We start from the raw sequence: 25,755 nt of genomic DNA, 5'->3' as shown, positions 1-25,755 counted from the left end.
TTCAAACTTTTCTTTTGCCATTTTCAAAATTCCTATAAAGAAATTAAAGTCCAGCCCTAAGACCGGACCGAACTAAAATTACTTAACAGCGCGAGCTGCAATAATTGCGTCAGCAACGTTTTTCGCCGCTTCTGCGTACTTGGAAAATTCCATTGAGTACGAAGCTCGACCTTGTGTTGCAGAACGAAGATCGGTTGCATAACCAAACATTTCAGACAGCGGCACCTGAGCATTAACTTGCTTCAGACCCCCAAATGAGTCTTCCATACCTTCGATTATGCCTCGACGACGGTTGAGGTCGCCAACGACATCACCCATGTTTGCTTCAGGGGTGGTGACTTCTACCTTCATAACAGGCTCAAGAATCACAGGCTGCGCATCTAGCGCGCCTTTCTTGAAGCCCATTGCGCCGGCAATCTTAAACGCCATCTCATTTGAGTCGACATCGTGGAACGAGCCGTCAAACAAGGTAGCTTTCACACCCAGCATAGGATAACCCGCAAGAACACCTTGCTTCATCTGCTCCTGGATGCCTTTGTCAACCGCAGGAATGTATTCCTTAGGAACCGTACCACCTACGATTTCGTTTACGAATTCGTAAATTGGCGCGTCTTCATCAGCAACATCCATAGGCTCGAGCTTCAACCAAACGTGACCATACTGGCCGCGTCCGCCTGACTGACGTACGAATTTACCTTCGGCTTCAACCGAACCGCGGATCGTTTCACGATAAGCAACTTGTGGCTTACCTACGTTACATTCAACACTGAATTCACGTTTCATGCGATCTACGATGATATCCAGGTGGAGTTCACCCATACCTGAAATAATGGTTTGGCCTGATTCTTCGTCGGTTTCAACTCTGAAAGACGGGTCTTCAGCCGCCAGTTTACCCAGCGCGATACCCATTTTTTCTTGGTCAGCAACGGTCTTAGGCTCTACTGCCACTGAAATCACAGGCTCTGGGAATTCCATACGCTCTAACGTGATAACAGCATCATGGGCACAAAGCGTGTCACCTGTGGTAACGTCTTTGAGACCAATTGCAGCAGCAATGTCCCCGGCGCGAACTTCTTTGATCTCTTCACGCGAGTTAGAGTGCATCTGAACGATACGTCCAAAGCGCTCTTTTTTGCCTTTAACTGGGTTATAAACCGAGTCACCCTGACCTACTGTGCCGGAATAAACTCGGAAGAAGGTAAGCGTACCAACAAAGGGATCGGTGGCGATCTTAAACGCCAGAGCAGAAAACGGTGCGCTGTCGTCCGCAGGACGCGTTGCTTCGCTTTCATCTTCCAGGATACCCTGGATCTCTTTAACCTCAGTTGGAGATGGCATGTATTCAACAACGGCATCAAGCACAGCCTGAACGCCTTTGTTTTTGAACGCACTACCACAGGTCATTGGCACAATTTCATTGTTCAATGTACGCTGACGGATCGCGGCCTTAATTTCGGCCTCGTTCAGTTCACCTTCTTCAAGATATTTGTCCATTAGCTCTTCAGAAGCTTCTGCGGCAGATTCGAGTAGCTCTGCGCGCCACTCCTCTGCCAGCTCCTGAAGTTCTGCCGGGATCTCTTCGTAGTTGAAAGTCATCCCCTGGTCTTCAGCATTCCAGTTGATGGCTTTCATCTTGATGAGATCAATAACACCTTTAAATTCATCTTCAGCACCAATTGGTAGCTGAATTGGCACAGGCGTAGCGCCAAGACGCTTTTTCACCTGATCCACAACGGCGAGGAAATCTGCGCCGGTACGGTCCATTTTATTGACGAAAATCATGCGAGGTACTTCGTACTTGTTCGCCTGACGCCAAACGGTTTCCGTTTGTGGTTGTACACCTGATGAAGCACATAATACGACTACAGCCCCATCTAGTACACGTAATGAACGTTCTACTTCGATGGTGAAGTCTACGTGTCCGGGAGTATCGATGATGTTTATACGATGCTCATCAAACTGAGCATCCATCCCTTTCCAGAAACACGTGGTCGCAGCAGAAGTAATGGTAATACCACGCTCCTGCTCCTGCTCCATCCAGTCCATAGTTGCGGCACCGTCATGTACCTCACCAATTTTGTGAGACAGGCCCGTGTAATAAAGTACACGTTCCGTAGTGGTGGTTTTCCCCGCATCTACGTGAGCACAGATCCCGATATTACGGTAGCGCTCAATAGGAGTTGTACGTGCCATATTATCCTCTTAAAGGTCTCGGGCAGATTACCAACGGTAGTGAGCGAATGCTTTGTTCGCTTCAGCCATACGGTGAACGTCTTCACGTTTCTTAACCGCAGTGCCTTTGTTGTCAGCAGCGTCAAGCATCTCTTGAGCCAGACGAAGGCCCATTGATTTCTCGCCACGCTTACGTGCAGCTTCAACCAACCAACGCATACCTAGTGCGTTGCGACGAACTGGACGTACTTCAACTGGTACCTGGTACGTAGAACCACCAACACGGCGAGATTTAACCTCAACCTGTGGACGTACGTTATCAAGTGCAGACTCAAAGATTTCTAGGTGCGACTTGCCTGATTTTTCAGCAGCCACGTCTAGCGCACCATATACGATTTTTTCAGCAGTAGACTTCTTGCCGTCTAGCATTACTACGTTAACGAATTTAGCAAGAAGCTCTGATCCGAACTTCGGATCTGGAAGAATTTTACGTTGACCTATTACGCGTCTTCTAGGCATTTTCTCTCTCCGGTATCTTCAGGTTCGTCTTACTACGACGAATTCCCAAAACAAAATATATAAATTAAAACTTAAGTGCTTGGCCTTACTAACGGAGAACCATTAGCCCTTAGGACGTTTTGCACCGTACTTAGAACGACCTTGTTTACGGTCATTTACGCCAGCACAGTCAAGCGCGCCACGTACTGTGTGGAAACGCACACCTGGTAAGTCTTTAACACGACCACCACGGATTAGGATAACACTGTGCTCTTGCAAGTTGTGGCCTTCACCACCAATGTAAGATGTTACTTCGAAGCCGTTCGTTAGACGAACACGCGCTACTTTACGTAGTGCAGAGTTTGGCTTCTTAGGTGTAGTTGTATATACACGAGTACATACACCACGCTTTTGAGGACAAGCTTTAAGAGCAGCTGAGTTGCTCTTAGTAACCTTGCTGCGACGTGGCTTACGTACTAGCTGGTTAATAGTTGCCATTAAATAGCTCCTGAATTAATAAAAATTACTACTGAAAAAATCAAATTTCGCCATTTTAAGCGTTCGGTTATTCGAACGAATAAATGGGTGGCGGAATTTTAATGAGCAAAGTTTAACCTGTCAACCAAAACAACTAAAAAGGCAGCGTTAAAGCTGCCTTTTTATTGTAATTGACGTGTTTTTCGTCAATTTTAGTCTTGGCCGCCAAGCAAGTCTGCGTTTAGTGCGTCAGTCAGTGCCTGAGATGCTTCTTCAGCACTTACTGTCTGCTCTTCAACTGCAGCTTCATTTTGCTTACGACGGTTGATGCGATCTAGGTGGTAAGAGAAACCGGTACCCGCTGGGATCAGACGACCCACGATAACGTTTTCTTTCAGACCACGTAGCTCATCACTCTTACCATTTACTGCGGCTTCAGTCAGGACACGAGTTGTTTCCTGGAACGAGGCTGCAGAGATGAAAGATTCTGTTGCCAGTGAGGCTTTAGTAATACCCATCAGCTGAATTTCGAACTTAGCTGGGATCTTACCTTGTTTCTCTAGCTCGCGGTTTGCGATGTTAACGCGTGCCACTTCGGCTTGCTCGCCCGCCAGGAACTCACTGTCACCACCATCGATGATGATACATTTACGTAGCATCTGGCGAATGATGGTTTCGATGTGCTTATCGTTAATCTTTACACCCTGTAGACGATATACTTCTTGTACTTCGTTTACGATGTAGTTAGACACGTCAGTCACACCACGCAGACGTAAGATGTCGTGCGGAGACTCAGGGCCATCGGCGATAACTTCACCTTTGGATACCTGCTCACCCTCGAACACGTTCAGCTGACGCCATTTCGGGATCATTTCTTCGTATGCATCACCCTCTTCCGGCGTGATCACCAGGCGCTTCTTACCTTTGGTTTCTTTACCAAAGCTAACGGTACCTGTGATTTCTGCCAGGATTGCTGGATCTTTTGGCTTACGCGCTTCGAACAAGTCAGCAACTCGAGGTAGACCACCCGTGATATCACGTGTCTTCGAACCTTCCTGAGGAATACGTGCCAGTACGTCACCCGGCTGAGCCGTAGCACCATCTGTGATTTCGATGGTAGTGAACGAAGGCAGGCGAATTTCTTGCAGGCCACGCTCTTCATTTTCAATGATAAGCTTAGGCTCTTTCGCATTCACCTTAGCAAGATCTTTAACAACCACACGCGTCAGACCAGTCAGTTCGTCTGTCTGTGCTTCTGTGTTAGAATCGTCGATGTCGCTGAACGATACTTTAGACTCGTGCTCGATGATGATTGGGTGACTGTGCGGATCCCAGGTCGCGACAATGTCGTTACCTTTTACTTCAGCACCGTCATTCACTGACAATACGGCACCGTAAGGCACTTTATAGCGCTCTTTCTCACGGCCCTGCTCGTCAATAACCGTAATTTCGGTTGAACGTGAGGTGATCACTATCTTACCGTCGGTATTGATTACGAACTTCGCATTGTGCAGCTTCATGCTACCGTTGTTCTTCACCTGAACGCTGTTCTCTGCAGACGCTCGAGATGCCGCACCACCGATGTGGAAGGTACGCATCGTCAGCTGGGTACCCGGCTCACCGATTGATTGTGCCGCGATAACACCCACAGACTCACCAGCATTGATGATATGGCCACGCGCAAGGTCACGACCGTAACACTTAGCACATACACCAAAGTCGTTTTCACAGGTGATAACCGAGCGTACTTTTACTTCGTCCACTGAGTGCTCTTCTAACAGGTCACACAGTTTTTCATCAAGCATTACGTTACGCTCAACCAGCACTTCTTCAGTGCCAGGGATAACCACGTCTTCTGCTACAACACGACCCAATACACGCTCGCGTAGTGGCTCTACAACGTCACCACCTTCAATCAGCGGCTTCATCACAGTACCTTCAAGAGTACCACAATCAGTTTCGTTGATGACCAAGTCTTGTGCCACGTCTACCAGACGACGAGTCAGATAACCCGAGTTCGCTGTCTTAAGTGCCGTATCGGCTAGACCTTTACGCGCACCGTGCGTCGAGATGAAGTACTGTAGTACGTTCAGACCTTCACGGAAGTTCGCGGTGATAGGTGTTTCGATGATTGAACCATCCGGACGTGCCATCAGACCACGCATACCGGCTAGCTGACGGATCTGAGCGGCACTACCACGTGCGCCCGAGTCGGCCATCATGAATACTGAGTTGAAAGAGTCTTGCTCTTCTTCCTCACCTTTTGCATTCACAACCGTGTCTTTCGACAAGTTCGCCATCATCTCACGTGACAAGTTTTCATTAACACGTGACCAGATATCGATAACTTTGTTGTATTTCTCACCCGCAGTTACAAGACCAGACTGGAATTGCTGGTTGATTTCTGTAACTTCGGCTTCTGCCGCTTCGATGATACCAACTTTCGTAGGTGGAATTTCCATATCGTTGATACCGATAGAAACACCCGACTTCATCGCGTAGTGGAAACCGGTGTACATCACCTGGTCAGCAAAGATAACGGTATCTTTCAGACCCAGACGACGATAACACTCGTTTAACAAACCAGATATCTGCTTTTTGCCCAGCGTGCGGTTGATCAACTCAAACGGCAGGCCAGTTGGCATGATCAAAGACAGGATGGCACGACCAACTGTGGTTTCAACCACTTCAGTTACGTCTTTACGCTCACCTGTTTCGCCATCAATGTGGACTTCTGCGATACGTACTTTCACGCGTGCATGTAGTTCAGCAGCGCCAGTACGGTAAGCTTTTTCAGCTTCTTTCGCATCTTTGAAAGCAATGCCTTCACCTTTTGCGTTGATGCGGTCGCGAGTCATATAGTACAGACCCAATACAACGTCCTGTGAAGGTACGATGATTGGCTCACCGTTCGCAGGAGACAGGATGTTGTTGGTCGACATCATCAGGGCACGTGCTTCAAGCTGTGCTTCCAGTGTCAACGGTACGTGTACCGCCATTTGGTCACCATCGAAGTCAGCGTTATACGCCGCACACACTAGTGGGTGCAGGTGGATTGCTTTACCTTCGATCAGAACCGGTTCAAACGCCTGGATACCTAGTCTGTGAAGTGTCGGTGCACGGTTCAGCAGAACCGGGTGCTCACGGATAACTTCGTCTAGTACGTCCCAAACCTCTGGTACTTCGCGCTCAACCATCTTCTTCGCAGCTTTGATGGTAGTCGCCATGCCGCGACGCTCTAGTTTGCCGTAGATAAATGGCTTGAATAGCTCAAGTGCCATCTTCTTAGGCAGACCACACTGGTGTAATTTCAGTGTTGGACCTACTGTGATTACAGAACGGCCTGAGTAGTCTACACGCTTACCTAGTAGGTTTTGACGGAAACGACCTTGCTTACCTTTGATCATGTCTGCAAGCGACTTCAGAGGACGCTTGTTAGAACCTGTGATCGCACGGCCACGACGACCGTTATCGAGTAGTGCATCTACCGCTTCTTGCAACATACGCTTTTCGTTGCGTACGATGATGTCTGGCGCCGCCAGGTCAAGTAGACGCTTAAGACGGTTGTTACGGTTGATAACACGACGATATAAGTCGTTCAGATCAGACGTCGCAAAACGACCACCATCAAGTGGTACCAGCGGACGTAGATCAGGTGGCAGTACAGGTAGTACGCTCATTACCATCCATTCAGGGTTGTTACCTGACTGGTGGAACGCTTCCATCAACTTAAGACGCTTAGTAATCTTCTTACGCTTGGTCTCAGAGTTGATAGTAGGCAGCTCTTCACGCATTTCAGCGATCAGCTGACCCAGATCCAGGTCACGTAGCAGATCAAGTACCGCTTCGGCACCCATCTTAGCTTCGAACTCGTCACCGTGCTCTTCCAGTGCATCCAGGTACTCTTCTTCACCTAATAGCTGACCACGTTCAAGCGTTGTCATGCCAGGTTCAGTTACTACGAATGATTCGAAGTAAAGTACACGCTCGATATCACGAAGCGTCATGTCCAGCATCAGGCCGATACGAGACGGCAATGATTTTAGGAACCAAATGTGTGCAACTGGGCTGGCCAGCTCAATGTGACCCATGCGGTCACGGCGTACTTTAGTCAGTGTAACTTCAACGCCACACTTTTCACAGATCACACCACGGTGCTTCAAGCGCTTGTACTTACCACACAAACACTCATAATCTTTTACTGGGCCGAAGATACGGGCACAGAATAAGCCGTCACGCTCAGGCTTGAAAGTACGGTAGTTAATTGTCTCAGGTTTCTTTACCTCACCGTAGGACCATGAACGCACCATGTCCGGCGAAGCAAGACCAATGCGAATTGCATCGAATTCTTCGGTCTTATTTTGTTGCTTCAGAAACTTAAGTAAGTCTTTCACCTTAGCTCTCCTGTCGGAGTTAATCTTGAGGGCAAGCCAGGCTTGCCCCTTCATTCTTTTCAGTCCGGTCTGGGCCGCTTAGGCGGCCCGGCGGATCAACTTTCTTCCAATTCGATGTTGATACCCAGCGAGCGGATCTCTTTCAACAATACGTTGAATGATTCCGGCATGCCCGGCTCCATCTTATGGTTGCCGTCTACGATGTTCTTATACATCTTAGTACGACCGTTTACGTCATCCGACTTAACTGTCAACATTTCCTGTAGCGTGTAGGCAGCACCGTATGCTTCAAGTGCCCATACCTCCATCTCACCGAAACGCTGACCACCGAACTGTGCCTTACCACCCAGCGGCTGCTGAGTAACCAGGCTGTAAGAACCAGTAGAACGTGCGTGCATCTTGTCATCAACAAGGTGGTTCAGTTTCAGCATGTACATGTAGCCAACCGTTACCTGACGCTCAAATGCATCACCAGTACGACCATCATATAGCGTTACCTGACCACTTCGTGGGTAACCACCCAGCTCTAGCATGTCTTTGATTTCAGCTTCGCGTGCACCGTCAAACGCAGGTGTTGCGATTGGCAGACCGCCTTTGAGGTTGTGCGCCAAACGACGGATCTCATCATCAGAGAAGTTTTCAATATCGACTTTCTGACGGCAATCACCGATTTCGTAAGCTTTCTTGATGAAATCGCGCATTTCGTGTAATTCACGTTGCTCTTTCATCATGTCTTCGATGCGCTCACCGATACCGCGTGCAGCAAGACCCATGTGAGTTTCCAGGATCTGACCGATGTTCATCCGCGATGGTACACCTAGCGGGTTCAGAACGATGTCTACCGTACGACCTTTTTCGTCGTAAGGCATGTCTTCAACAGGCACGATAGTAGAGATAACACCCTTGTTACCGTGACGACCCGCCATCTTATCACCCGGTTGGATACGACGTTTAACAGCCAGATAAACCTTAACGATCTTCAGTACGCCCGGCGCCAGGTCATCACCTTGGGTGATCTTGCGACGTTTATTCTCGAATTTCTTATCGTATTCAGCTTTCAGCTCGTCGTACTGCGCAGCCAGTTGCTCTAGTTCAGCTTGCTGCTCTTCGTCAGCCAGGCTTTGCGTCAGTAACTTATCAGCATTTAGATCCGCGATCTTGTCTTCGCTCAGACCAGCACGTACCAGCAGGTCACGCGCACGAGTCAGGATACCGCCTTCCAAAATACGGAATTCTTCGTTGAAGTCTTTCTTCGCTTCGCGAAGCTGCATGTCTTCAACTTCCAGCGCACGCTTATCTTTCTCTACGCCATCACGGGTAAAGACCTGAACGTCGATAACCGTACCAGATACAGAGTTAGGTACACGTAGTGAGCTGTCTTTCACGTCAGACGCTTTTTCACCGAAGATAGCACGCAGTAACTTCTCTTCAGGCGTTAACTGAGTCTCACCTTTCGGCGTTACTTTACCAACCAGGATATCGCCGCCTTTCACTTCAGCACCGATGTATACAACACCTGATTCGTCCAGCTTGCCTAGCGCAGACTCACCCACGTTCGGGATATCAGCGGTGATCTCTTCCGGACCAAGCTTAGTATCACGCGCAATACACTGTAGTTCCTGGATGTGGATCGTAGTTAGACGATCTTCCTGAACAACGCGCTCTGACAGTAGGATTGAATCCTCGAAGTTGTAACCATTCCACGGCATGAATGCCACGCGCAGGTTTTGACCAAGAGCCAGGTCGCCCAGGTCAGTCGAAGGACCATCCGCCAGAACGTCACCACGTACAACCGGCTCACCAACCATACAAGTTGGTTTTTGGTTGATACAGGTGTTCTGGTTAGAACGGGTGTATTTAGTCAGGTTATAGATGTCGATACCTGCTTCACCAGGTACGCGCTCTTCTTCGTTCACGTTAACAACGATACGGCTTGCATCTGCATACTTCACCACACCGCCACGCTTAGCAACAATGGTTACACCAGAGTCTTTTGCCAGCGTACGCTCGATACCTGTACCTACCAGCGGCTTATCTGCGCGCAGTGTTGGTACAGCCTGACGTTGCATGTTCGATCCCATCAATGCACGGTTCGCATCATCGTGTTCAAGGAACGGGATAAGTGCCGCTGCCACAGAGATAACCTGCTGTGGAGATACATCCATATACTGGATGCTGTCGCTTGGCATAAAGGTTGATTCACCTTTATAACGACATGGGATCAGCTCTTCTGCAAACTGGTTTTCTTCAGTCAGGTTAGTGTTCGCCTGTGCGATTACGAACTGACCTTCTTCAATTGCAGACAGGTAATCAACGTCATCTGTTACTACACCGTCAACGACTTTACGATATGGTGTTTCAAGGAAACCATAATCGTTAGTACGTGCGTATGTAGACAATGAGTTGATCAGACCGATGTTTGGACCTTCAGGCGTTTCGATAGGACAAACGCGACCGTAGTGAGTAACGTGTACGTCTCGAACCTCGAAGCCAGCACGTTCACGAGTCAGACCACCCGGACCAAGTGCAGAAATACGACGCTTGTGCGTTACTTCTGACAGCGGGTTGTTCTGGTCCATAAACTGAGACAGCTGTGAAGAACCAAAGAATTCTTTAACGGCAGCAGAGATAGGCTTAGCGTTGATCAGGTCCTGAGGCATCACGTTATCCAGATCACCTAAGCTCAGACGCTCACGTACAGCACGCTCTACACGTACCAAACCTACGCGGAACTGGTTTTCTGCCATTTCACCTACAGAACGGATACGACGGTTACCTAAGTGGTCGATATCGTCCACATCGCCTTTACCGTTACGGATGTCGATCAACACCTTCATCACGCTAACAATGTCTTCTTTGCTCAGCGTGCCAGGGCCTGTGTCAGTGTCATAACCAACACGGCTGTTGAACTTCATACGACCAACTGTTGACAAGTCATAACGCTCGTCAGAGAAGAACAGGTTGTCAAACAAGGCTTCTGCTGCTTCTTTTGTTGGTGGCTCACCCGGGCGCATCATACGGTAGATTTCTACCAGTGCTTCAAGACGGTTTGATGTGCTATCAATGCGCACAGTTTCCGACATGTAAGCACCGCTGTCTACATCGTTGATGTACAGGGTATCAATTTTAGTATGACCCGCTTTCACAAGCTCGGCCATCAACTCCAGAGACAGCTCAGCATTTGCTTCTGCAATGATCTCACCCGTTGATTCATCGATGTAGTTTCTCGCAACCACACGACCAATGATGTACTCATGCGGTACTTCTAGCTGGTCAATGCCCTTTTTCTCGATTGTTTTTATATGACGGGCTGTGATACGACGACCCTGCTCAACCAGGACTTCACCGTCTGCATCTTTGATATCAAAAGCAGCGGTTTCACCACGTAGTCGAGATGGTACCAATTCCATCATCACTTTGCCGTTTGTCACTTCGAACGCTGTGGTTTCGAAGAACATGCCAAGAATTTCTTCAGTTGAGAACTCAAGCGCACGTAGAATGATTGACGCAGGCAGTTTACGACGACGGTCGATACGTACAAACAGATTATCTTTTACATCGAATTCAAAGTCTAACCACGAACCACGGTAAGGGATCACGCGTGCGTTATATAGTACTTTACCCGACGAGTGTGATTTACCACGGTCGTTATCAAAGAATACACCAGGTGAACGGTGTAGCTGAGAAACGATAACACGTTCAGTACCATTGATAACAAAAGTACCTGTGTCAGTCATGAGCGGGATTTCGCCCATGTAAACTTCTTGCTCTTTAATGTCTTTGACTGTGCCTGGTGCATCTTTGTCCATTAGCACAAGACGAAGTTTTACGCGAAGTGGAGCAGAAAAAGTCACACCGCGAATTTGACATTCTTTTACATCGAATACTGGCTCTCCAATACGATAGCTAACGTATTGAAGCTCAGAATTGCCCGAGTAGCTTTTGATCGGGAACACAGAACGGAATGCCGCTTCCAGTCCGGTATCACCATCAGCGTCCGGTGTAATGAACTTTTTGAACGATTCCAACTGCGTTTGCAAAAGGAAAGGTATGTCCAAAACTTGTGGACGTTTACCAAAATCCTTACGGATACGTTTCTTTTCAGAATAAGAGTAAGCCATGGGGTTCCTCAGCTTGCTGATCTTTGACCCAACCTGTTCATGGAGAACAGACTTCATTGGCATCTAAGCCATGATAACAACATCTAATTGTCGTCCTATGAGTCACTCACTTTCAAAATACTACTAACAGATTGAAAAATAAGAAAAAACATAGGAATTTATTGCGCAACAGGAAAGCGTCGCTCTATAGCGCAAAAGGGCCGGTGATTAAATAATCACCAGCCCTTGCCTGATTGCTCAGGCAGCGAACCTAGCAAATGCCAGATTACTTGATCTCAACTTCAGCACCAGCTTCTTCAAGATCTTTCTTAAGTGCTTCAGCTTCTTCTTTAGAAACAGCTTCTTTGATTGGCGCAGGAGCAGACTCAACAAGAGCTTTTGCTTCTTTAAGGCCAAGACCAGTTGCACCACGTACAGCTTTGATAGCAGCAACTTTGTTACCGCCAGCGCCAGCTAGGATTACGTCGAACTCAGTCTTTTCTTCAGCAGCTTCAGCAGGACCAGCAGCAACAACAGCAGCAGCTGCAGTTACGCCGAATTTTTCTTCCATTGCTTCAACTAGTTCAACAACTTCCATTACTGACATTTCAGCAATCGCGTCAAGGATTTGGTCTTTAGTTACAGACATTTTAAGTTTCCTAATTAATCACGAACCATGGGGTTCTAAAAATTTATTTGTGAAAGTAAGAAGCGTGCTATTAAGCAGCTGCTTCAGCTTTCTGAACACGTACAGCTTCAATTGTTTTACACAATTTACCAGCTGACGCTTCTTTCATAGCGCTCATTAGGCGTGCAACAGCTTCGTCGTAAGTAGGCAGCTTAGCTAGCATGTCTACGTCAACAACATTGCCTTCAAATGCAGCCGCTTTCAGTTCGAACAACTCGTTCTTCTTCGCGAAATCAGCGAAGATACGAGCTGCAGCACCTGGATGCTCTGAAGAGAAAGCGATTAGGCTTGGGCCCACTAGCGATTCGTTAAGGCACTCATAGTCAGTACCTTCTACAGCGCGCTTAGCTAGGGTGTTACGGACAACTTTCATCCATACGCCTGCTTCACGAGCTTCTTTACGAAGTGCAGTGATCGCATCTACTGTTACACCACGAGAATCTGCAACAACTGCAGACAGAGCACCTTTGGCAGCTTCGTTGACTTCAGCAACAATTGCTTTTTTGTCTTGAAGATTTAAAGCCATGGGTGTTACTCCTGGTTATGATGGGAACGTGTCCCAGTTCTACTTTACTCATCGTCTTGCGACTGTGAGCTGCTTTTTACGGCGAGAACCAGAAGATTAGGAAAATCTAGCTGGGATTCACACCGTCTACGTAGGGAATTAAGTAACTAAGTTACACCTACGGTCTTGGACGGAAACGCAATTTATCGGATCATTGTAGACTATAAAGTCTGCAAAGTGCCGAAATTATGCGCTTCAACCCGAATTCTTTGCTTCGTAGAGAGCTACACTCTCAACGAAATGGCGCAAAATTATAGTCTAATTTTTACGCCATGTAAACGCTTATCTCTAAATTAAGCCACTTGCGTGTTTAGAGTAGCTTGGTCTACAGCAACACCCGCGCCCATAGTCGTTGAGATGCTTACTTTCTTCACGTAAGTACCTTTAGCTTGTGAAGGCTTAGCCTTCTTAAGCGCAACGATAAGTGCTTCCAGGTTTTCCTGAAGCTGGTTCGCGTCGAAATCAACCTTACCGATAGTGGTGTGGATGATGCCGTTTTTGTCGTTACGGTAGCGAACCTGACCCGCTTTAGCGTTTTTAACTGCTTCTGCAACGTTAGGCGTTACAGTACCAGTCTTAGGGTTAGGCATAAGGCCACGTGGACCTAGGATTTGACCTAGTTGACCAACTACGCGCATTGCATCCGGAGAAGCAACAACTACGTCGAAGTTCATTTCGCCTTTCTTAACCTGTTCAGCAAGGTCTTCCATGCCTACCAGATCAGCACCAGCTTCTTTTGCTGCGTCAGCGTTTGCACCTTGAGTGAATACGGCTACGCGTACTTCACGACCAGTACCGTGAGGTAGTACAGTTGCACCACGTACGTTTTGGTCAGATTTACGAGCATCGATACCCAGGTTTACAGCAACGTCTACGCTTTCAACGAACTTAGCAGTAGCCAGTTCTTTAAGAAGAGCAACAGCTTCGTTGATTTCGTATTCTTTAGTAACATCCACTTTTTCGCGGATAGTACGCATACGCTTAGTTAATTTAGCCATTCTCAATTACCCCTCTACGTTCAAGCCCATTGCACGTGCAGAACCTGCGATCGTGCGTACAGCTGCGTCCATATCAGCAGCAGTAAGATCCGGACGTTTAGTCTCAACGATCTCTTCAAGCTGAGCGCGAGTAACAGTACCCACTTTCTCAGTGTTAGGACGGCCAGAACCAGACTTGATACCAGCTGCTTTCTTAAGAAGGTAAGAAGCAGGCGGAGTTTTCATGTCGAAAGTGAAAGAACGGTCGTTGTAAACAGAAATGATTACAGGAACCGGTGCACCTTTCTCGATAGACTCTGTACGTGCGTTGAACGCCTTACAGAATTCCATGATGTTTACACCGTGTTGACCTAGTGCAGGACCTACTGGAGGACTAGGGTTAGCCATACCAGCAGCAACTTGTAGCTTGATTAAAGCTTCAACTTTTTTAGCCATGATAATACCTCGTTATGTGGGTCTTAGCCTTGTGCGCGCGAGGACGCGTACTCAGACGGCTTCCCAATTAAAAAATCTGTCTTTTTGTGCGTCATCGTAATGACATACAAAAAGGCCGCTGATTATAGATTAACCAGCGGCCTTTGGCAATAACTTTTGCTGTATTAAACAACAAAATTACTTATCTTGTTCAACCTGTCCAAATTCCAGGTCAACCGGCGTAGAACGACCGAAGATCAGTACTGATACTTTCAGACGACTCTTCTCATAATCGACCTCTTCCACAACGCCATTAAAGTCAGCAAACGGACCATCGATAACACGTACCACTTCGCCAGGCTCAAACAAGGTTGCCGGCTTAGGTGCTTCTGCATTTTCCTGCAGACGGTTAAGGATACGGTCAGCTTCTTTTTTGCTGATTGGTGCAGGGCGATCTGACGTGCCACCCACAAAGCCCATCACGCGTGGTGTACTGTTAACCAGGTGCCAGGACGCATCATCCATTACCATCTCAACCAGTACATAGCCTGGGAAGAATTTACGTTCAGACTTACGCTTTTGTCCGGCACGCATTTCCACAACTTCTTCAGTTGGGACTAGTACTTCACCGAAGTAGTCTTCCAGACCTTCGATTTTAATGTGCTCAAGAATAGTTTGAGCGACGCGCTTTTCAAAACCTGAAAACGCCTGAATTACGTACCAACGTAATTTCTTTTCTTTGTTCTCATCCGACATGGGATCAGATCTCCAATCCAGTTAAAACGCTAACCTGTTACAAGGCCAAACCGGTTAAATAGCCAACTGCACGAAACAGAATGCCATCCAATCCCCACAGGATCAGTGCCATTACTACTGTTGCAGCCATTACGATAAAGGTCGTGTGTGTTGTTTCCTGACGCGTTGGCCAAACTACCTTGCGAACCTCAATTCTAGACTCTTTGGCGAAAGCGATAAAGGCGCGCCCTTTTTCTGTTGTCGCAGCAATACCCAATGCTGCACCAATCGCAACTACCACACCAATCGCGCGTGTTAGCACTGAGATATCAGCGTACATGTAGTTACCAACAACTGCGCCAGCCAATAAAACGACTGCCAACAACCACTTTACCGTGTCCATCGAGCTAGATGGGTTTTCAACATTAGTGCTCATAATTTATTTTTACCTTAAATACAGACACAACAACCCTACATAGGAGCAGGGTTAATCCATTTCAATCCAAATTTACAAATAAGCGGTGATGGTAAAACCCATTATTTTAGATTTGGACTGATTATTAAGAGTGGCAGGGGCGGCAGGACTCGAACCCGCAACCATCGGTTTTGGAGACCGCTGTTCTACCAATTGGAACTACGCCCCTGCAAAGTGGATGCCCATTATACTGACGAACAAACTGAAAACAAGAGTAAAAGATGCGCAAAGCGCTATTTGTGCCAATTTCAGCCTGGTTCTGCTTCCACCCAGCAATACAAACCAAAAATTTCCCAACTAATACAAGCGCAGTGGATCACCATAGAAGAAATCACACAGCAGCCATATTTGTTCGAAAGGATGTGTCTGGGGCACAGATAAATGTGGTAATTCTCTTTCAAAGTCGGCCCGGTGCCACATTGGGCTGGCATTTCGGATCAACAGCCAGACGCGCTGAGAGTGATAATGTTTCCCCGCTTTTTGTTTGAGTAAGCGACCCAGGCCCGTGTTCAGCCGCTGTGCACTCGGAGCCTGCGCCATCACAGCCAATTCTCGTTGCATGGTCAGTGACAACGGGCGACCGAGTACGGCCATCGCTTCCGTTTCGCTGGCATAAAGATGCGCCACTTCGATATCGAGTTGTGAGTCACCCAGATAACAGCTCACATCGGGTTTCGCTGGTTGATTATGCCAGATGTGACGCATTGGCATGTGCGTGAGCCGCTCATAGCTACGCATAAACAACTTGGCTGCACCATGTTCCAGCTGTTGCTTTTCTCGCTCACTATCACGTATCACTGCCTGGTCACGCTTCACCTTACTCTCCGTTAGTCTGAGTCGTCCAGCAGCCGATGAACATCTTGTAGCAAACTCGATGCACCAAACCGGAAGTGCTCTGCTCGCACCCAGTCATCACCCATTATTTGGTCGGCTAATTGTAAGTAACCACTTGCTTGCTCAACACTTTTGACACCGCCGGCGGCTTTAAAGCCAACAGCCTTGCCCGAAACACGGATGCGCTCAAGCATGATTTTTGTTGCTTCTAACGTTGCATTCACAGGCACTTTACCGGTACTGGTTTTAATAAAGTCAGCCCCAGCCAGAATCGCAACATCACTGGCCTGAGCGATTTCCTGTGCATTTTCCAGCACCCCAGATTCAATAATCACTTTAAGTTTTGCCTGTGCGCCACAAAGTTGCTTGCTTGAGCGTACATACTGCCAGGGCGTATCCGGGTCGCCAGCCTGAAGCTGTTGATAAGGCATGACCAGATCAATTTCATCGGCCCCAGCTTGCAACGCCTCTTTCGTTTGTGCCAGCACCTGTTGCAGTGACTGCTTACCGCTGGGAAAATTCGTGACAGTAGCGACCTTCACCTGCGACCAGCCTCGGCGTGCCAGCTCACTTTTACATAACGCCACAAATTGCGGATACACACACACAGCAGCGGGCAATCCCAATTCTGGTCTCATACTGTCTAACAACGCAATGATACTGGCTTCGTTATCCTGTTCGTTTAACGACGTCAGATCCATTAATCCAAGCACCTCGCGTGCGACGGCTTGCATTTTCATATTCGTTTCCTTTTTACTGCCCCCTGTCCCTCGGACATGGCTGCATCATATGAGTCGGACCTCAACGTTAGCTGCTTGCCCCATTCGACCACAGGACATTTGTCCGTATCATTATCGAACAAGTCCGCTTGGCTGCGTTCGCTTATTCAGCCAGCCGCCAGGCGCTAAAGTTATGTCACTTTTCAGTGCCAGCAAATACGCTTTGGGATAAATTGTCGAAATTATAACTCATAACCAATAGCTATAACTGTTATCAGGCACATGTAATCACGCTAAACCTCTTGATATATATGAGGTAAGCCCATTGCTCGGGTTTTATATAACTTTTAGTTATAAAAACTGGGTTTAAGTTATTTTTTTCCTGCCAGTACGCGGGATATTCTGCCACTCTAGAAAAAGCCAGAGTTGGCTTATATCAAGTTTTACGATGTTTAAGGGGCAACAGCGTGCAGTACTTACCTATCTTTACCAAGTTGGACAACAAACCCGTGCTGGTCGTCGGCGGCGGTGAAGTTGCACTGAGAAAGATCCGCGCGCTGCTCAAAGCCCGCGCCGACGTAACCGTCCTGGCCCCTGAATTCTGTGACGAGCTCAAACAATTAGCCGAAGAAGGCGAACTGCATCTGAAGACAGCCTACTTTAGCGCCGAGGCCGTTGACGGCATGGCGCTGGTTATTGCTGCCACCGACAACGATGACGTCAACGCGCAGGTGCGTGATGCAGCGGATGCACGCAATATTTTCGTCAATGTGGTTGATGACCAGCCAAAGTGTAGCTTTATTTTCCCGTCTATCGTTGACCGCAATCCCATTACCATTGCGATTTCCAGTGCCGGCACAGCGCCTGTATTGGCACGCCGTTTAAGAGAAAAGCTCGAAACCCTGATCCCACAACATATCGGTCCACTGGCTGAACTGGTTGGCGGATTCAGAGACAAGGTCAAAGGTCGTTTTAAGCATTTTGCTGATCGCCGTCAGTTTTGGGAGCGAGTGTTCGACTCACATGTCGTCAGCAAAGTACAAAGCGGAGATACTCAGGGCGCACAACAGCAACTCCACGACATGCTGAACGACACCGCAGAGCCACAGGGTGAAGTGTATGTGGTCGGCGCAGGCCCGGGCGATCCAGAGCTGTTAACCCTAAAAGCACTGCAACTGATGCAGCAGGCCGATGTGGTGGTTTACGACTACCTGGTGTCGGACGAGATCATGGAGCTGGTCAGGCGCGATGCCGACCTTATCTGTGTCGGTAAACGTGCCGGACACCACAGTGTCAAACAAGAAGACACCAATCAGATGTTGGTTGAGCTGGCCCAGCAAGGTAAAAAGGTATGCCGTATCAAAGGCGGGGATCCGTTTATATATGGCCGAGGTGGCGAAGAAGTACAGGTACTCGCTGCGGCCAACATCCGCTATCAAATAGTGCCTGGTATTACCGCTGCTGCGGGGTGCAGTGCCTATGCAGGTATACCGCTTACACACCGTGACCACGCTCAGGCTATTCAGTTTGTGACGGGACATTGTAAAAAAGAAGGACAAGAACTGGACTGGCAGTCGCTGGCCAAGCCCAACCAGACTTTGGCCATTTATATGGGGGTTATTAAATCTCCGCATATACAGGCCCAACTACTGGCCCATGGCCGCAGTGAACACACGCCAGTGGCCATCGTTGAAAATGGTACCCGCAAATCACAGCGTGTTGTTACCACTGAACTTGGTCAGCTGGCAGCGCAAATCGAAGCCAACAATATCCAGTCTCCAGCACTGCTGATCATTGGCGAAGTAGCCGCTTTGCACCAGGAGCTGGCCTGGTTTGGTAAAACAGAACAAATTGCAAGTTACGCTCAGCCGCTCGCTAAGATCGCCTGACACATGAACCACTTTATTTTTAGTATTAAGTAGGACGACGACAATGGCTTTAACTCACCTTCAGCAACTTGAGGCTGAAAGTATAAAGATTATTCGCGAAGTCGCTGCTGAGTTTGAAAACCCAGTGATGCTTTACTCCATCGGTAAAGACTCATCGGTACTCCTTCACTTAGCACGTAAAGCGTTTTTCCCGGCAAAGATCCCTTTCCCTCTGCTGCATGTAGACACGGACTGGAAATTCCGCGAGATGATTGAGTTTCGTGATCGTCTGGCCAAAGAGTACAACTTTGACCTGATTGTGCATAAAAACCCAGAAGGGTTAGCAATGGGCGTAGGTCCATTCACCCACGGCTCAGCCAAGCACACCGACATCATGAAAACCCAGGGTCTTAAGCAGGCATTAAACAAGTACGGCTTTGACGCCGCATTCGGTGGTGCCCGCCGTGATGAAGAGAAATCGCGTGCCAAAGAGCGTGTGTATTCATTCCGAGATAAACACCATCGCTGGGATCCGAAAAATCAGCGCCCTGAGCTGTGGAATACCTACAACGGTCAGGTCAACCCGGGCGAAAGTATTCGTGTATTCCCGCTGTCGAACTGGACTGAGCTGGATATTTGGCAATACATCTATCAGGAAAACATTGAGATAGTACCGCTTTACCTGGCAGAAAAGCGCCCGGTCGTTGAGCGCGATGGTACGTTAATCATGGTTGACGACGAACGGATGCCACTGGCGGAAGGGGAAGTGCCTGAAATGAAGTCAGTGCGCTTCCGCACGCTGGGCTGCTACCCGCTGACCGGTGCAGTTGAGTCAGAAGCAAACACCCTGACCGGGATCATCGAAGAAATGTTGTTATCGACCTCTTCCGAGCGTGAAGGCCGGGTCATCGACCATGACTCATCCGGGTCAATGGAGAAGAAAAAACGTGAGGGGTATTTCTAATGTCTACCGCAAATGAAGTAAAAGAACTGGGGATTGAAACCTATTTATCACGCCAGCAGGATAAAAGCCTGTTACGCATGATGACCTGCGGCAGTGTAGACGATGGTAAATCCACCCTGATCGGCCGCTTGCTGCACGACAGCCACCAGATCTATGAAGATCAACTGGCAGCGTTACATAAAGATAACGAAAAAGTGGGTAATGCCGGTGAAGAGCTGGATCTTGCCTTGCTGGTTGACGGTTTGCAGGCAGAGCGTGAACAAGGTATCACCATTGACGTGGCATACCGCTATTTTTCAACGGCCAAGCGTAAGTTCATCATCGCGGACACTCCAGGACACGAGCAGTATACTCGTAACATGGTTACCGGCGCTTCAACCAGCGACCTGGCGATTATTCTGGTAGATGCCCGCTATGGTGTGCAGATCCAGACCAAGCGACACAGCTTTATCTGTGACTCGCTGGGGATCAAGCAATTCGTTGTAGCCATCAACAAAATGGACATCGTTGACTTTGATGAAGCCGTGTTCGAGAAAATCAAAGCCGATTACCTCAAGTTTGCAGAGCAGCTGGACGTCAATGACATTAAGTTCGTGCCCATCTCAGCTCTGAAAGGTGACAACGTCGTTACTCGCTCTGAGCACACCCCTTATTACACCGATCAGCCACTAATGGCGCTGCTGGAAGATTCTCCGGCTGCGGAGCCAAACAGTGCATTCGAAGCCCGCTTCCCGGTGCAGTACGTCGTACGACCGAATCTGGATTTTCGTGGTTTTCAGGGCACTCTGACGTCTGGAGCCTTGAGTGTGGGTCAGGCGGTTAAGGTGTTACCATCGGGTAAAACCAGCACCATCAAAGAGCTGGTCACATTCGACGGTAACCTAGAGCAAGCTGAGACCGGCCAGGCGCTGACCATCACCTTGAATGACGAAGTGGATGTCAGCCGTGGTGATGTGATTGTCCCGGCAGACTCATCAACGAAGGCAACCAACTTGATCCAGGCCAAGCTGGTGTGGATGCACGAAGCCCCTCTGGTGCTGGGCAAAACGTATAACTTCAAGTTGGGTGCGAAGAGTACGGCTGCCATCGTGAAGCAGATTGACCACACCATTGACGTCAATACGCTGGAGCACGGCGAAGCCGACAGCCTGCAACTAAACGAGATTGCCATTGTTACGCTGGAACTGACAGAAACCATTGCGGCCGACGTATATCGTGATAACCACGAAACCGGTGCTTTCATCCTGATCGACCGTCTGAGTAACCTGACCGTAGGTGCCGGTATGATTGATGCCATTTTGGATGAGCAAGTCAGTGAAAAGCAGCAGTTCAGCGAGTTTGAGCTGGAGCTCAATGCCCTGGTTCGCAAGCACTTCCCGCACTGGCAAGCGCTTGATTTAAGCAAGCTGAAGTAACGGCCTTTGCCTGTTAACGGGAGTTATCTATGCTGCTAGAGCAGATCATCTTAACAGGCATCATGCTCGTGCTGGTCGCGTGTCTTTTTGGCACGCGGCTTAATCCGGCCTGGTTATTTGTCGGCGCTATCAGCAGCGCCTATCTGGCCGGATTGATCGACCTTGAAACCATGCTGGTCAATTACGCGAACCCGTCGTTGATCACCCTGGTTTTACTGATCCTGGTCTCCATTGCCATTGAAAAAACCACCCTGGTGCAATATCTGGCTCGCTCGCTGGCCAACGGCTCGCTGGCGCGCTCAGTCATGAAGCTGGGCTTGTCTACCGCCTTTTTGTCGTCTTTTACCAACAATACCGCGGTGGTGGCGTCTTTGATCAGTACCATTAAAGAAAGTAAAACCCACTCGCCTTCCAAGTTATTACTGCCGCTGTCGTACACGGCGATTCTGGGCGGTACACTGACCTTAATTGGCACCTCAACCAACCTGATCGTCAATGGCTTTGCGATTGAGGCTGGTATGGCACCGCTGGGCTTTTTTGATTTTACCCTGGTTGGCATTGGCGCACTGAGTGTGGGCCTGATCACCATCATTCTGCTACTGAAGTTTTTGCCGGACCATGGACGTAAAGAAGAGGAAGTAGTGCCTTTCTATCTGGAAGGGAAAGTCACTGCGGGCTCTAAACTGATTGGCCGTACGGTTGAAGAAAATGGCCTGCGCGACCTGCGCGATTTATTCCTGGCAGAAATCATTCGCGGCGAGCGCCGCATTTGTGCCGTGACCCCGCAACAGGAAATCCAGCAGGGTGATGTGCTGTTGTTTGTCGGCGATATCAAGTCTGTGCCTTTATTACGTCGTTTCGACGGGTTACAGGTAGTGCATGATAAACACGAAAAAGACGCTGAGCATTTGGTCGAAGTCGTGATCAGTCAGTCGTCCAAGTTTTTGGGCAAAACACTCAAAGAGATCCGCTTTCGCGAACAGTTTCATGCCGCGGTGATTGCCATTCGCCGTGGTCATGACCGTCTGCCTGGTGGCCTGGGACAGGTCAAACTGCAAGCCGGGGATTCTTTGATCCTCGCCCCTGGCGGAGATTTTTACCAGCTACCCGACCTTAAACGCGAATTTGTTTATATCTCTGGCTTGGACCTGCAAACCCATTTAACGCAGCCACAGTCTAATAAAGTGATGGCAGCATTCGTTGCCGTACTGGGCCTGGGTATCTTCGATGTTGTGCCTTTAGTCAAAGGCCTGATGGTTTTATTACTTGGACTGGTGCTGTTTGGCTCCGTCAAAGTCAGTGAAATGAAACGTCGTTTTCCCATTGAGCTGCTCGCCATTGTGGGCAGTGCCATTGGCCTGGCCAAACTGATGATAGACACCGGCTTAGCCGGACAAATTTCTGATGCACTGTTTTATGTGTTGGGCGACTTCGGTCCATATGGTGCCTTTATTGCTATCTTTGTGATGACGGTGGTGTTCACTGAATTGATCACCAACAATGCTGCTGCCGCATTGTCATTCCCCGTGGCCTACGCACTGGCGATTGGCTTTGGTGTCAGTCCGCTGCCATTTGTGATGGCAGTCGCTTTTGGCGCATCGGCCAGTTTTATTTCCCCTTTTGGCTATCAGACTAATCTGATGGTATACAGTGCAGGCAATTACCGGATCAAAGACTATGTGACCGTGGGCCTGCCACTTTCAATTATTTACTCGATCACTGTGCTGACGCTGATCCCCTTGGTTTTCCCGTTTTAGTGGATAGGAATTATGGATACGAATATTGTCTGGCATAACTATGCCGTGAATAAAACACATCGCAGCGAACAAAAAGGCCACCGTCCGGTTATTTTGTGGTTTACCGGCTATTCCGGCTCAGGTAAAAGCACCGTGGCCAATGCACTGGAAAGTGCCCTGCAACAGCTCGGCGCGCACACTTACCTGCTCGATGGCGACAACGTGCGTCACGGTCTGTGTAAAGACCTCGGATTCAGCGACGAAGATAGAGTCGAGAACATTCGTCGCGTGGGTGAACTGAGCAAACTCATGGTCGATGCCGGTCTTATTGTACTGACCGCCTTTATTTCGCCCTTCCAGGCTGAACGCGACATGGTTCGCGACCTGGTTGAAGACGCCGAGTTTATTGAGGTTTACCTGGATACACCGCTGGAGGTGTGTGAACAACGCGATCCAAAAGGGTTATATAAAAAAGCCCGTGCCGGTGAGATCAAGCACTTTACCGGCATAGACTCAGACTATGAACCACCTCAAAACCCGGAGATCCGTATTAATACCGGGGAAAATAGTCTGGACCAATCGGTGCAACAGCTGGTAGCGTATCTACAACAGCGCGAGATAATTCATCTGTAGTACCAAGGAAAAACCATGAACGACACCGACTTATTGGAGGAGATAGTCAATCTGGCCCGACGCGCCGGAGACAAGATCCTCACCATTTATGCCAAAGACTTTAACGTTGAATATAAAGACGATAAAAGCCCGGTCACCGACGCCGACTTAGCCGCCAATGAGGTGATCACGGCCGGTCTGAAAGTGCTTACCCCGGATTTACCTATCCTCAGTGAGGAAAGCGCCGAGATCAGCTGGCAGGAGCGCCAAACCTGGCAGCGCTACTGGCTGGTTGACCCCATCGACGGCACCAAAGAGTTTATTAAGAAAAACGGAGAGTTCACGGTCAACATTGCCTTGATTGAAAACGGTGAGCCCGTGATGGGGGTAGTCCATGCGCCCGCACTGAACGTCAGTTACTTCGCCGCCAACAGCATTGGCGCTTTCAAAGAATGTGGCGAGGCTCGAATTGAGCTGAAAGTCACCCGCAAAGACAATCAGGGCACCATCCAGGTAGTGGGATCACGCTCACATCCATCACCGGACCTGGCTGACTATCTGACACAATTTGATGACGTGAACATGGTGCCAAAAGGCAGTTCGCTGAAGCTCTGCCTGGTGGCGGAAAGTGCTGCCGATGTGTATCCGCGACTGGGTCCCACCAGTGAATGGGACACCGGTGCCGGACATGCTGTGGCGAAAATCGCCGGTGCAACTGTCACTCAGCTGGACGGCAGCCCGCTGCTGTACAACCAAAAAGAGTCTTATCTGAATCCTTACTTTGTGGTTTCACGACTCAACTGATCACTGAGCCTTATCCAGTCGGGTAAGGCTCCTCTCTTATGTCCGTCACCATAAGGAGATGTTATGTCACACGCCCCTATTAATTTTGCCGAAAAACTGGCGCTGTTTTCTGAATACTGGAGTCCAAAAGTCATTGCTGAAATGAATGACTATCAGTTCAAACTGGTAAAACTGCAGGGAGAGTTTGTCTGGCATGATCACCCCGACACCGACGAAGTGTTCATTGTGCTATCAGGCGAGATGCACATTGCCTTTCGGGACCGCACAGCACATCTTCGCGAAGGCGATATGCTGGTTGTGCCCAAAGGTGCAGAACACAAACCCTATGCCGAGCAAGAGTGCCAGGTACTTATTATCGAACCCAAAGGGGTAATTAACACTGGAGATGCAGACAGTTCACTTACCGCCGACAACGATGTCTGGATCTAACTCACACATGTAAAGCGGGCGAACCGAATAAGGAAACAGGCTCAGTATACTAATTTGGCTTTTTATTAAGCAATTGAATCAGATATGTGTGACTTTTTCCTCTTTAGCTAGTGACAAGCCTGTTAAAAATTTTTATACTGCCAGCGCTTTTTAGGTCTGTGCTAAAAAGACAGCAAAAAAGTCGCCCTATAGCTTAAGTGATAAACATAAGCCTTAAGGCTTTCAAAGCTAATAAAAATTCAGCTTGAAATTAAAGAACGCTAGGTCGTCGATGACCGAGCTAAGTGAGAGTCATCATGGACATCCTTATGACTACCACAAACAATCTAAAAATGGCCCTATAGCTCAGTTGGGCGAAACAAGACCGAAGCAACGCTTCGCAGCTTGTTGAGGTGGAGGCAGGACGCCGACAGGACCTTGCTTCATGGATGAATTTATCGAGCACTACAATTTGAAAATGGCCCTATAGCTCAGTTGGTTAGAGCACCCGACTCATAATCGGTAGGTCCCTGGTTCAAGTCCAGGTGGGGCCACCATTTTATTTATATTATTCAATCTTCTACGAATATTGCCCCTGCCAAACTATCAGGTACCACATCGCGCGATCTGCGTATAACTATCATCATTGCATATCAAATCCCAGGTTTCTTTTAGCAGTAATCTACCCCACTTCTAGCCTAGTACTCTAATACCAATTTGCTTAATTAAGTGTTCTATTTTGAGGCGAGAAAATAGGGTCGATAACAAGGCAAAAATTTTGCTATTTAGTTGTTCTAAATGAGAAATCTTTAACGCCGTTAGCGTCCTATTTGCTCCTTCAAATTGAACAGGTATTAAGTGAAATTGGTATAAAGCACT

21 protein-coding genes and 2 tRNA genes are annotated in these 25,755 nt (G+C 48.5%); 8 read left to right on the top strand and 15 right to left on the bottom strand.

The window, feature by feature from the left end; genetic code table 11:
• Positions 1-78: 78 nt before the first annotated feature.
• The 14 genes from fusA to deoC form a co-directional block, all read right to left on the bottom strand.
• Positions 79-2,193, bottom strand: a complete 2,115-nt coding sequence (gene fusA, locus CWB99_RS18830) for an elongation factor G (protein ID WP_054016908.1) — start codon at positions 2,191-2,193, stop codon at positions 79-81.
• Between the two features lie 27 nt (positions 2,194-2,220).
• Positions 2,221-2,691, bottom strand: a complete 471-nt coding sequence (rpsG, locus tag CWB99_RS18825) for a 30S ribosomal protein S7 (RefSeq protein ID WP_046003850.1) — start codon at positions 2,689-2,691, stop codon at positions 2,221-2,223.
• Between the two features lie 102 nt (positions 2,692-2,793).
• Complete coding sequence (gene rpsL, locus CWB99_RS18820; RefSeq protein ID WP_010387308.1) at positions 2,794-3,168, bottom strand: 30S ribosomal protein S12; 375 nt, start codon at positions 3,166-3,168, stop codon at positions 2,794-2,796.
• 191 nt (positions 3,169-3,359) lie between these two features.
• Positions 3,360-7,541: a DNA-directed RNA polymerase subunit beta' gene (gene rpoC, locus CWB99_RS18815; protein ID WP_138553107.1), complete on the bottom strand. Its 4,182-nt coding sequence runs from the start codon at positions 7,539-7,541 to the stop codon at positions 3,360-3,362.
• Between the two features lie 95 nt (positions 7,542-7,636).
• Positions 7,637-11,662: a DNA-directed RNA polymerase subunit beta gene (rpoB, locus tag CWB99_RS18810; RefSeq protein ID WP_138553106.1), complete on the bottom strand. Its 4,026-nt coding sequence runs from the start codon at positions 11,660-11,662 to the stop codon at positions 7,637-7,639.
• Between the two features lie 265 nt (positions 11,663-11,927).
• Positions 11,928-12,290, bottom strand: a complete 363-nt coding sequence (gene rplL, locus CWB99_RS18805) for a 50S ribosomal protein L7/L12 (RefSeq protein ID WP_023400585.1) — start codon at positions 12,288-12,290, stop codon at positions 11,928-11,930.
• A 70-nt stretch (positions 12,291-12,360) separates the two neighbouring features.
• On the bottom strand, positions 12,361-12,855 hold the full coding sequence (gene rplJ, locus CWB99_RS18800; RefSeq protein ID WP_010387318.1) for a 50S ribosomal protein L10: 495 nt from the start codon (positions 12,853-12,855) through the stop codon (positions 12,361-12,363).
• Between the two features lie 332 nt (positions 12,856-13,187).
• Positions 13,188-13,892 (bottom strand): 50S ribosomal protein L1, encoded by a 705-nt coding sequence (rplA, locus tag CWB99_RS18795; RefSeq protein ID WP_010387319.1) that lies wholly within the window; start codon positions 13,890-13,892, stop codon positions 13,188-13,190.
• 6 nt (positions 13,893-13,898) lie between these two features.
• Positions 13,899-14,327 (bottom strand): 50S ribosomal protein L11, encoded by a 429-nt coding sequence (gene rplK, locus CWB99_RS18790; RefSeq protein WP_010387320.1) that lies wholly within the window; start codon positions 14,325-14,327, stop codon positions 13,899-13,901.
• Between the two features lie 177 nt (positions 14,328-14,504).
• On the bottom strand, positions 14,505-15,062 hold the full coding sequence (gene nusG, locus CWB99_RS18785) for a transcription termination/antitermination protein NusG (RefSeq protein ID WP_010387321.1): 558 nt from the start codon (positions 15,060-15,062) through the stop codon (positions 14,505-14,507).
• A gap of 37 nt (positions 15,063-15,099) precedes the next feature.
• Entirely contained in the window at positions 15,100-15,477 is a 378-nt protein-coding gene (gene secE / locus CWB99_RS18780; RefSeq protein WP_138553105.1) for a preprotein translocase subunit SecE, read from the bottom strand.
• 131 nt (positions 15,478-15,608) lie between these two features.
• Positions 15,609-15,685: transfer RNA gene (locus CWB99_RS18775), tRNA-Trp, on the bottom strand.
• Between the two features lie 128 nt (positions 15,686-15,813).
• Positions 15,814-16,314, bottom strand: a complete 501-nt coding sequence (locus CWB99_RS18770; RefSeq protein WP_138553109.1) for a hypothetical protein — start codon at positions 16,312-16,314, stop codon at positions 15,814-15,816.
• 29 nt (positions 16,315-16,343) lie between these two features.
• Positions 16,344-17,090, bottom strand: a complete 747-nt coding sequence (gene deoC / locus CWB99_RS18765) for a deoxyribose-phosphate aldolase (protein WP_138553104.1) — start codon at positions 17,088-17,090, stop codon at positions 16,344-16,346.
• A 446-nt stretch (positions 17,091-17,536) separates the two neighbouring features.
• Between deoC and cysG the strand changes: the two genes are divergently transcribed.
• From cysG to CWB99_RS18725, 8 genes are all read left to right on the top strand, one after another.
• Entirely contained in the window at positions 17,537-18,958 is a 1,422-nt protein-coding gene (cysG, locus tag CWB99_RS18760; protein WP_138553103.1) for a siroheme synthase CysG, read from the top strand.
• A 43-nt stretch (positions 18,959-19,001) separates the two neighbouring features.
• Positions 19,002-19,901, top strand: coding sequence for a sulfate adenylyltransferase subunit CysD (cysD, locus tag CWB99_RS18755; RefSeq protein ID WP_046003841.1), 900 nt, complete (start codon positions 19,002-19,004; stop codon positions 19,899-19,901).
• A complete protein-coding gene (cysN, locus tag CWB99_RS18750; RefSeq protein ID WP_138553102.1) occupies positions 19,901-21,316 on the top strand; it encodes a sulfate adenylyltransferase subunit CysN in 1,416 nt (471 codons plus the stop codon). Before cysD ends, cysN begins: the two co-directional genes overlap by 1 nt.
• A gap of 32 nt (positions 21,317-21,348) precedes the next feature.
• Positions 21,349-23,073 carry an SLC13 family permease gene (locus CWB99_RS18745; protein WP_138553108.1) on the top strand — a complete coding sequence of 575 codons (1,725 nt, stop codon included), beginning with the start codon at positions 21,349-21,351 and terminating at the stop codon, positions 23,071-23,073.
• Between the two features lie 12 nt (positions 23,074-23,085).
• A complete protein-coding gene (cysC, locus tag CWB99_RS18740; protein WP_138553101.1) occupies positions 23,086-23,685 on the top strand; it encodes an adenylyl-sulfate kinase in 600 nt (199 codons plus the stop codon).
• A gap of 15 nt (positions 23,686-23,700) precedes the next feature.
• On the top strand, positions 23,701-24,468 hold the full coding sequence (gene cysQ, locus CWB99_RS18735) for a 3'(2'),5'-bisphosphate nucleotidase CysQ (protein WP_138553100.1): 768 nt from the start codon (positions 23,701-23,703) through the stop codon (positions 24,466-24,468).
• Between the two features lie 63 nt (positions 24,469-24,531).
• Positions 24,532-24,897: a cupin domain-containing protein gene (locus CWB99_RS18730; RefSeq protein WP_138553099.1), complete on the top strand. Its 366-nt coding sequence runs from the start codon at positions 24,532-24,534 to the stop codon at positions 24,895-24,897.
• 459 nt (positions 24,898-25,356) lie between these two features.
• Positions 25,357-25,433, top strand: a tRNA-Ile gene (locus CWB99_RS18725).
• 136 nt (positions 25,434-25,569) lie between these two features.
• On the opposite strand, the gene CWB99_RS24430 is transcribed toward CWB99_RS18725, so the two are convergent.
• The coding region (locus CWB99_RS24430) for a hypothetical protein (protein ID WP_138686215.1) at positions 25,570-25,755 on the bottom strand (186 nt) is incomplete at its 5' end.

It is taken from the genome of Pseudoalteromonas rubra, assembly GCF_005887095.1.
GTDB lineage: Bacteria > Pseudomonadota > Gammaproteobacteria > Enterobacterales > Alteromonadaceae > Pseudoalteromonas > Pseudoalteromonas rubra_E.
Note: the sequence above shows the minus strand (reverse complement) of the source record. Positions and strands in the feature narration are given on the sequence as shown.

What these genes read in the sequence shown, in the direction of transcription:
- fusA (WP_054016908.1), bottom strand. Translation starts at nt 2,193, where the DNA reads ATGGCACGTACAACTCCTATTGAGCGCTACCGTAATATCGGGATCTGT.
- rpsG (WP_046003850.1), bottom strand. Translation starts at nt 2,691, where the DNA reads ATGCCTAGAAGACGCGTAATAGGTCAACGTAAAATTCTTCCAGATCCG.
- rpsL (WP_010387308.1), bottom strand. Translation starts at nt 3,168, where the DNA reads ATGGCAACTATTAACCAGCTAGTACGTAAGCCACGTCGCAGCAAGGTT.
- rpoB (WP_138553106.1), bottom strand. Translation starts at nt 11,662, where the DNA reads ATGGCTTACTCTTATTCTGAAAAGAAACGTATCCGTAAGGATTTTGGT.
- rplL (WP_023400585.1), bottom strand. Translation starts at nt 12,290, where the DNA reads ATGTCTGTAACTAAAGACCAAATCCTTGACGCGATTGCTGAAATGTCA.
- rplJ (WP_010387318.1), bottom strand. Translation starts at nt 12,855, where the DNA reads ATGGCTTTAAATCTTCAAGACAAAAAAGCAATTGTTGCTGAAGTCAAC.
- rplA (WP_010387319.1), bottom strand. Translation starts at nt 13,892, where the DNA reads ATGGCTAAATTAACTAAGCGTATGCGTACTATCCGCGAAAAAGTGGAT.
- rplK (WP_010387320.1), bottom strand. Translation starts at nt 14,327, where the DNA reads ATGGCTAAAAAAGTTGAAGCTTTAATCAAGCTACAAGTTGCTGCTGGT.
- nusG (WP_010387321.1), bottom strand. Translation starts at nt 15,062, where the DNA reads ATGTCGGATGAGAACAAAGAAAAGAAATTACGTTGGTACGTAATTCAG.
- secE (WP_138553105.1), bottom strand. Translation starts at nt 15,477, where the DNA reads ATGAGCACTAATGTTGAAAACCCATCTAGCTCGATGGACACGGTAAAG.
- deoC (WP_138553104.1), bottom strand. Translation starts at nt 17,090, where the DNA reads ATGAAAATGCAAGCCGTCGCACGCGAGGTGCTTGGATTAATGGATCTG.
- cysD (WP_046003841.1), top strand. Translation starts at nt 19,002, where the DNA reads ATGGCTTTAACTCACCTTCAGCAACTTGAGGCTGAAAGTATAAAGATT.
- cysN (WP_138553102.1), top strand. Translation starts at nt 19,901, where the DNA reads ATGTCTACCGCAAATGAAGTAAAAGAACTGGGGATTGAAACCTATTTA.
- cysC (WP_138553101.1), top strand. Translation starts at nt 23,086, where the DNA reads ATGGATACGAATATTGTCTGGCATAACTATGCCGTGAATAAAACACAT.
- cysQ (WP_138553100.1), top strand. Translation starts at nt 23,701, where the DNA reads ATGAACGACACCGACTTATTGGAGGAGATAGTCAATCTGGCCCGACGC.
- CWB99_RS18730 (WP_138553099.1), top strand. Translation starts at nt 24,532, where the DNA reads ATGTCACACGCCCCTATTAATTTTGCCGAAAAACTGGCGCTGTTTTCT.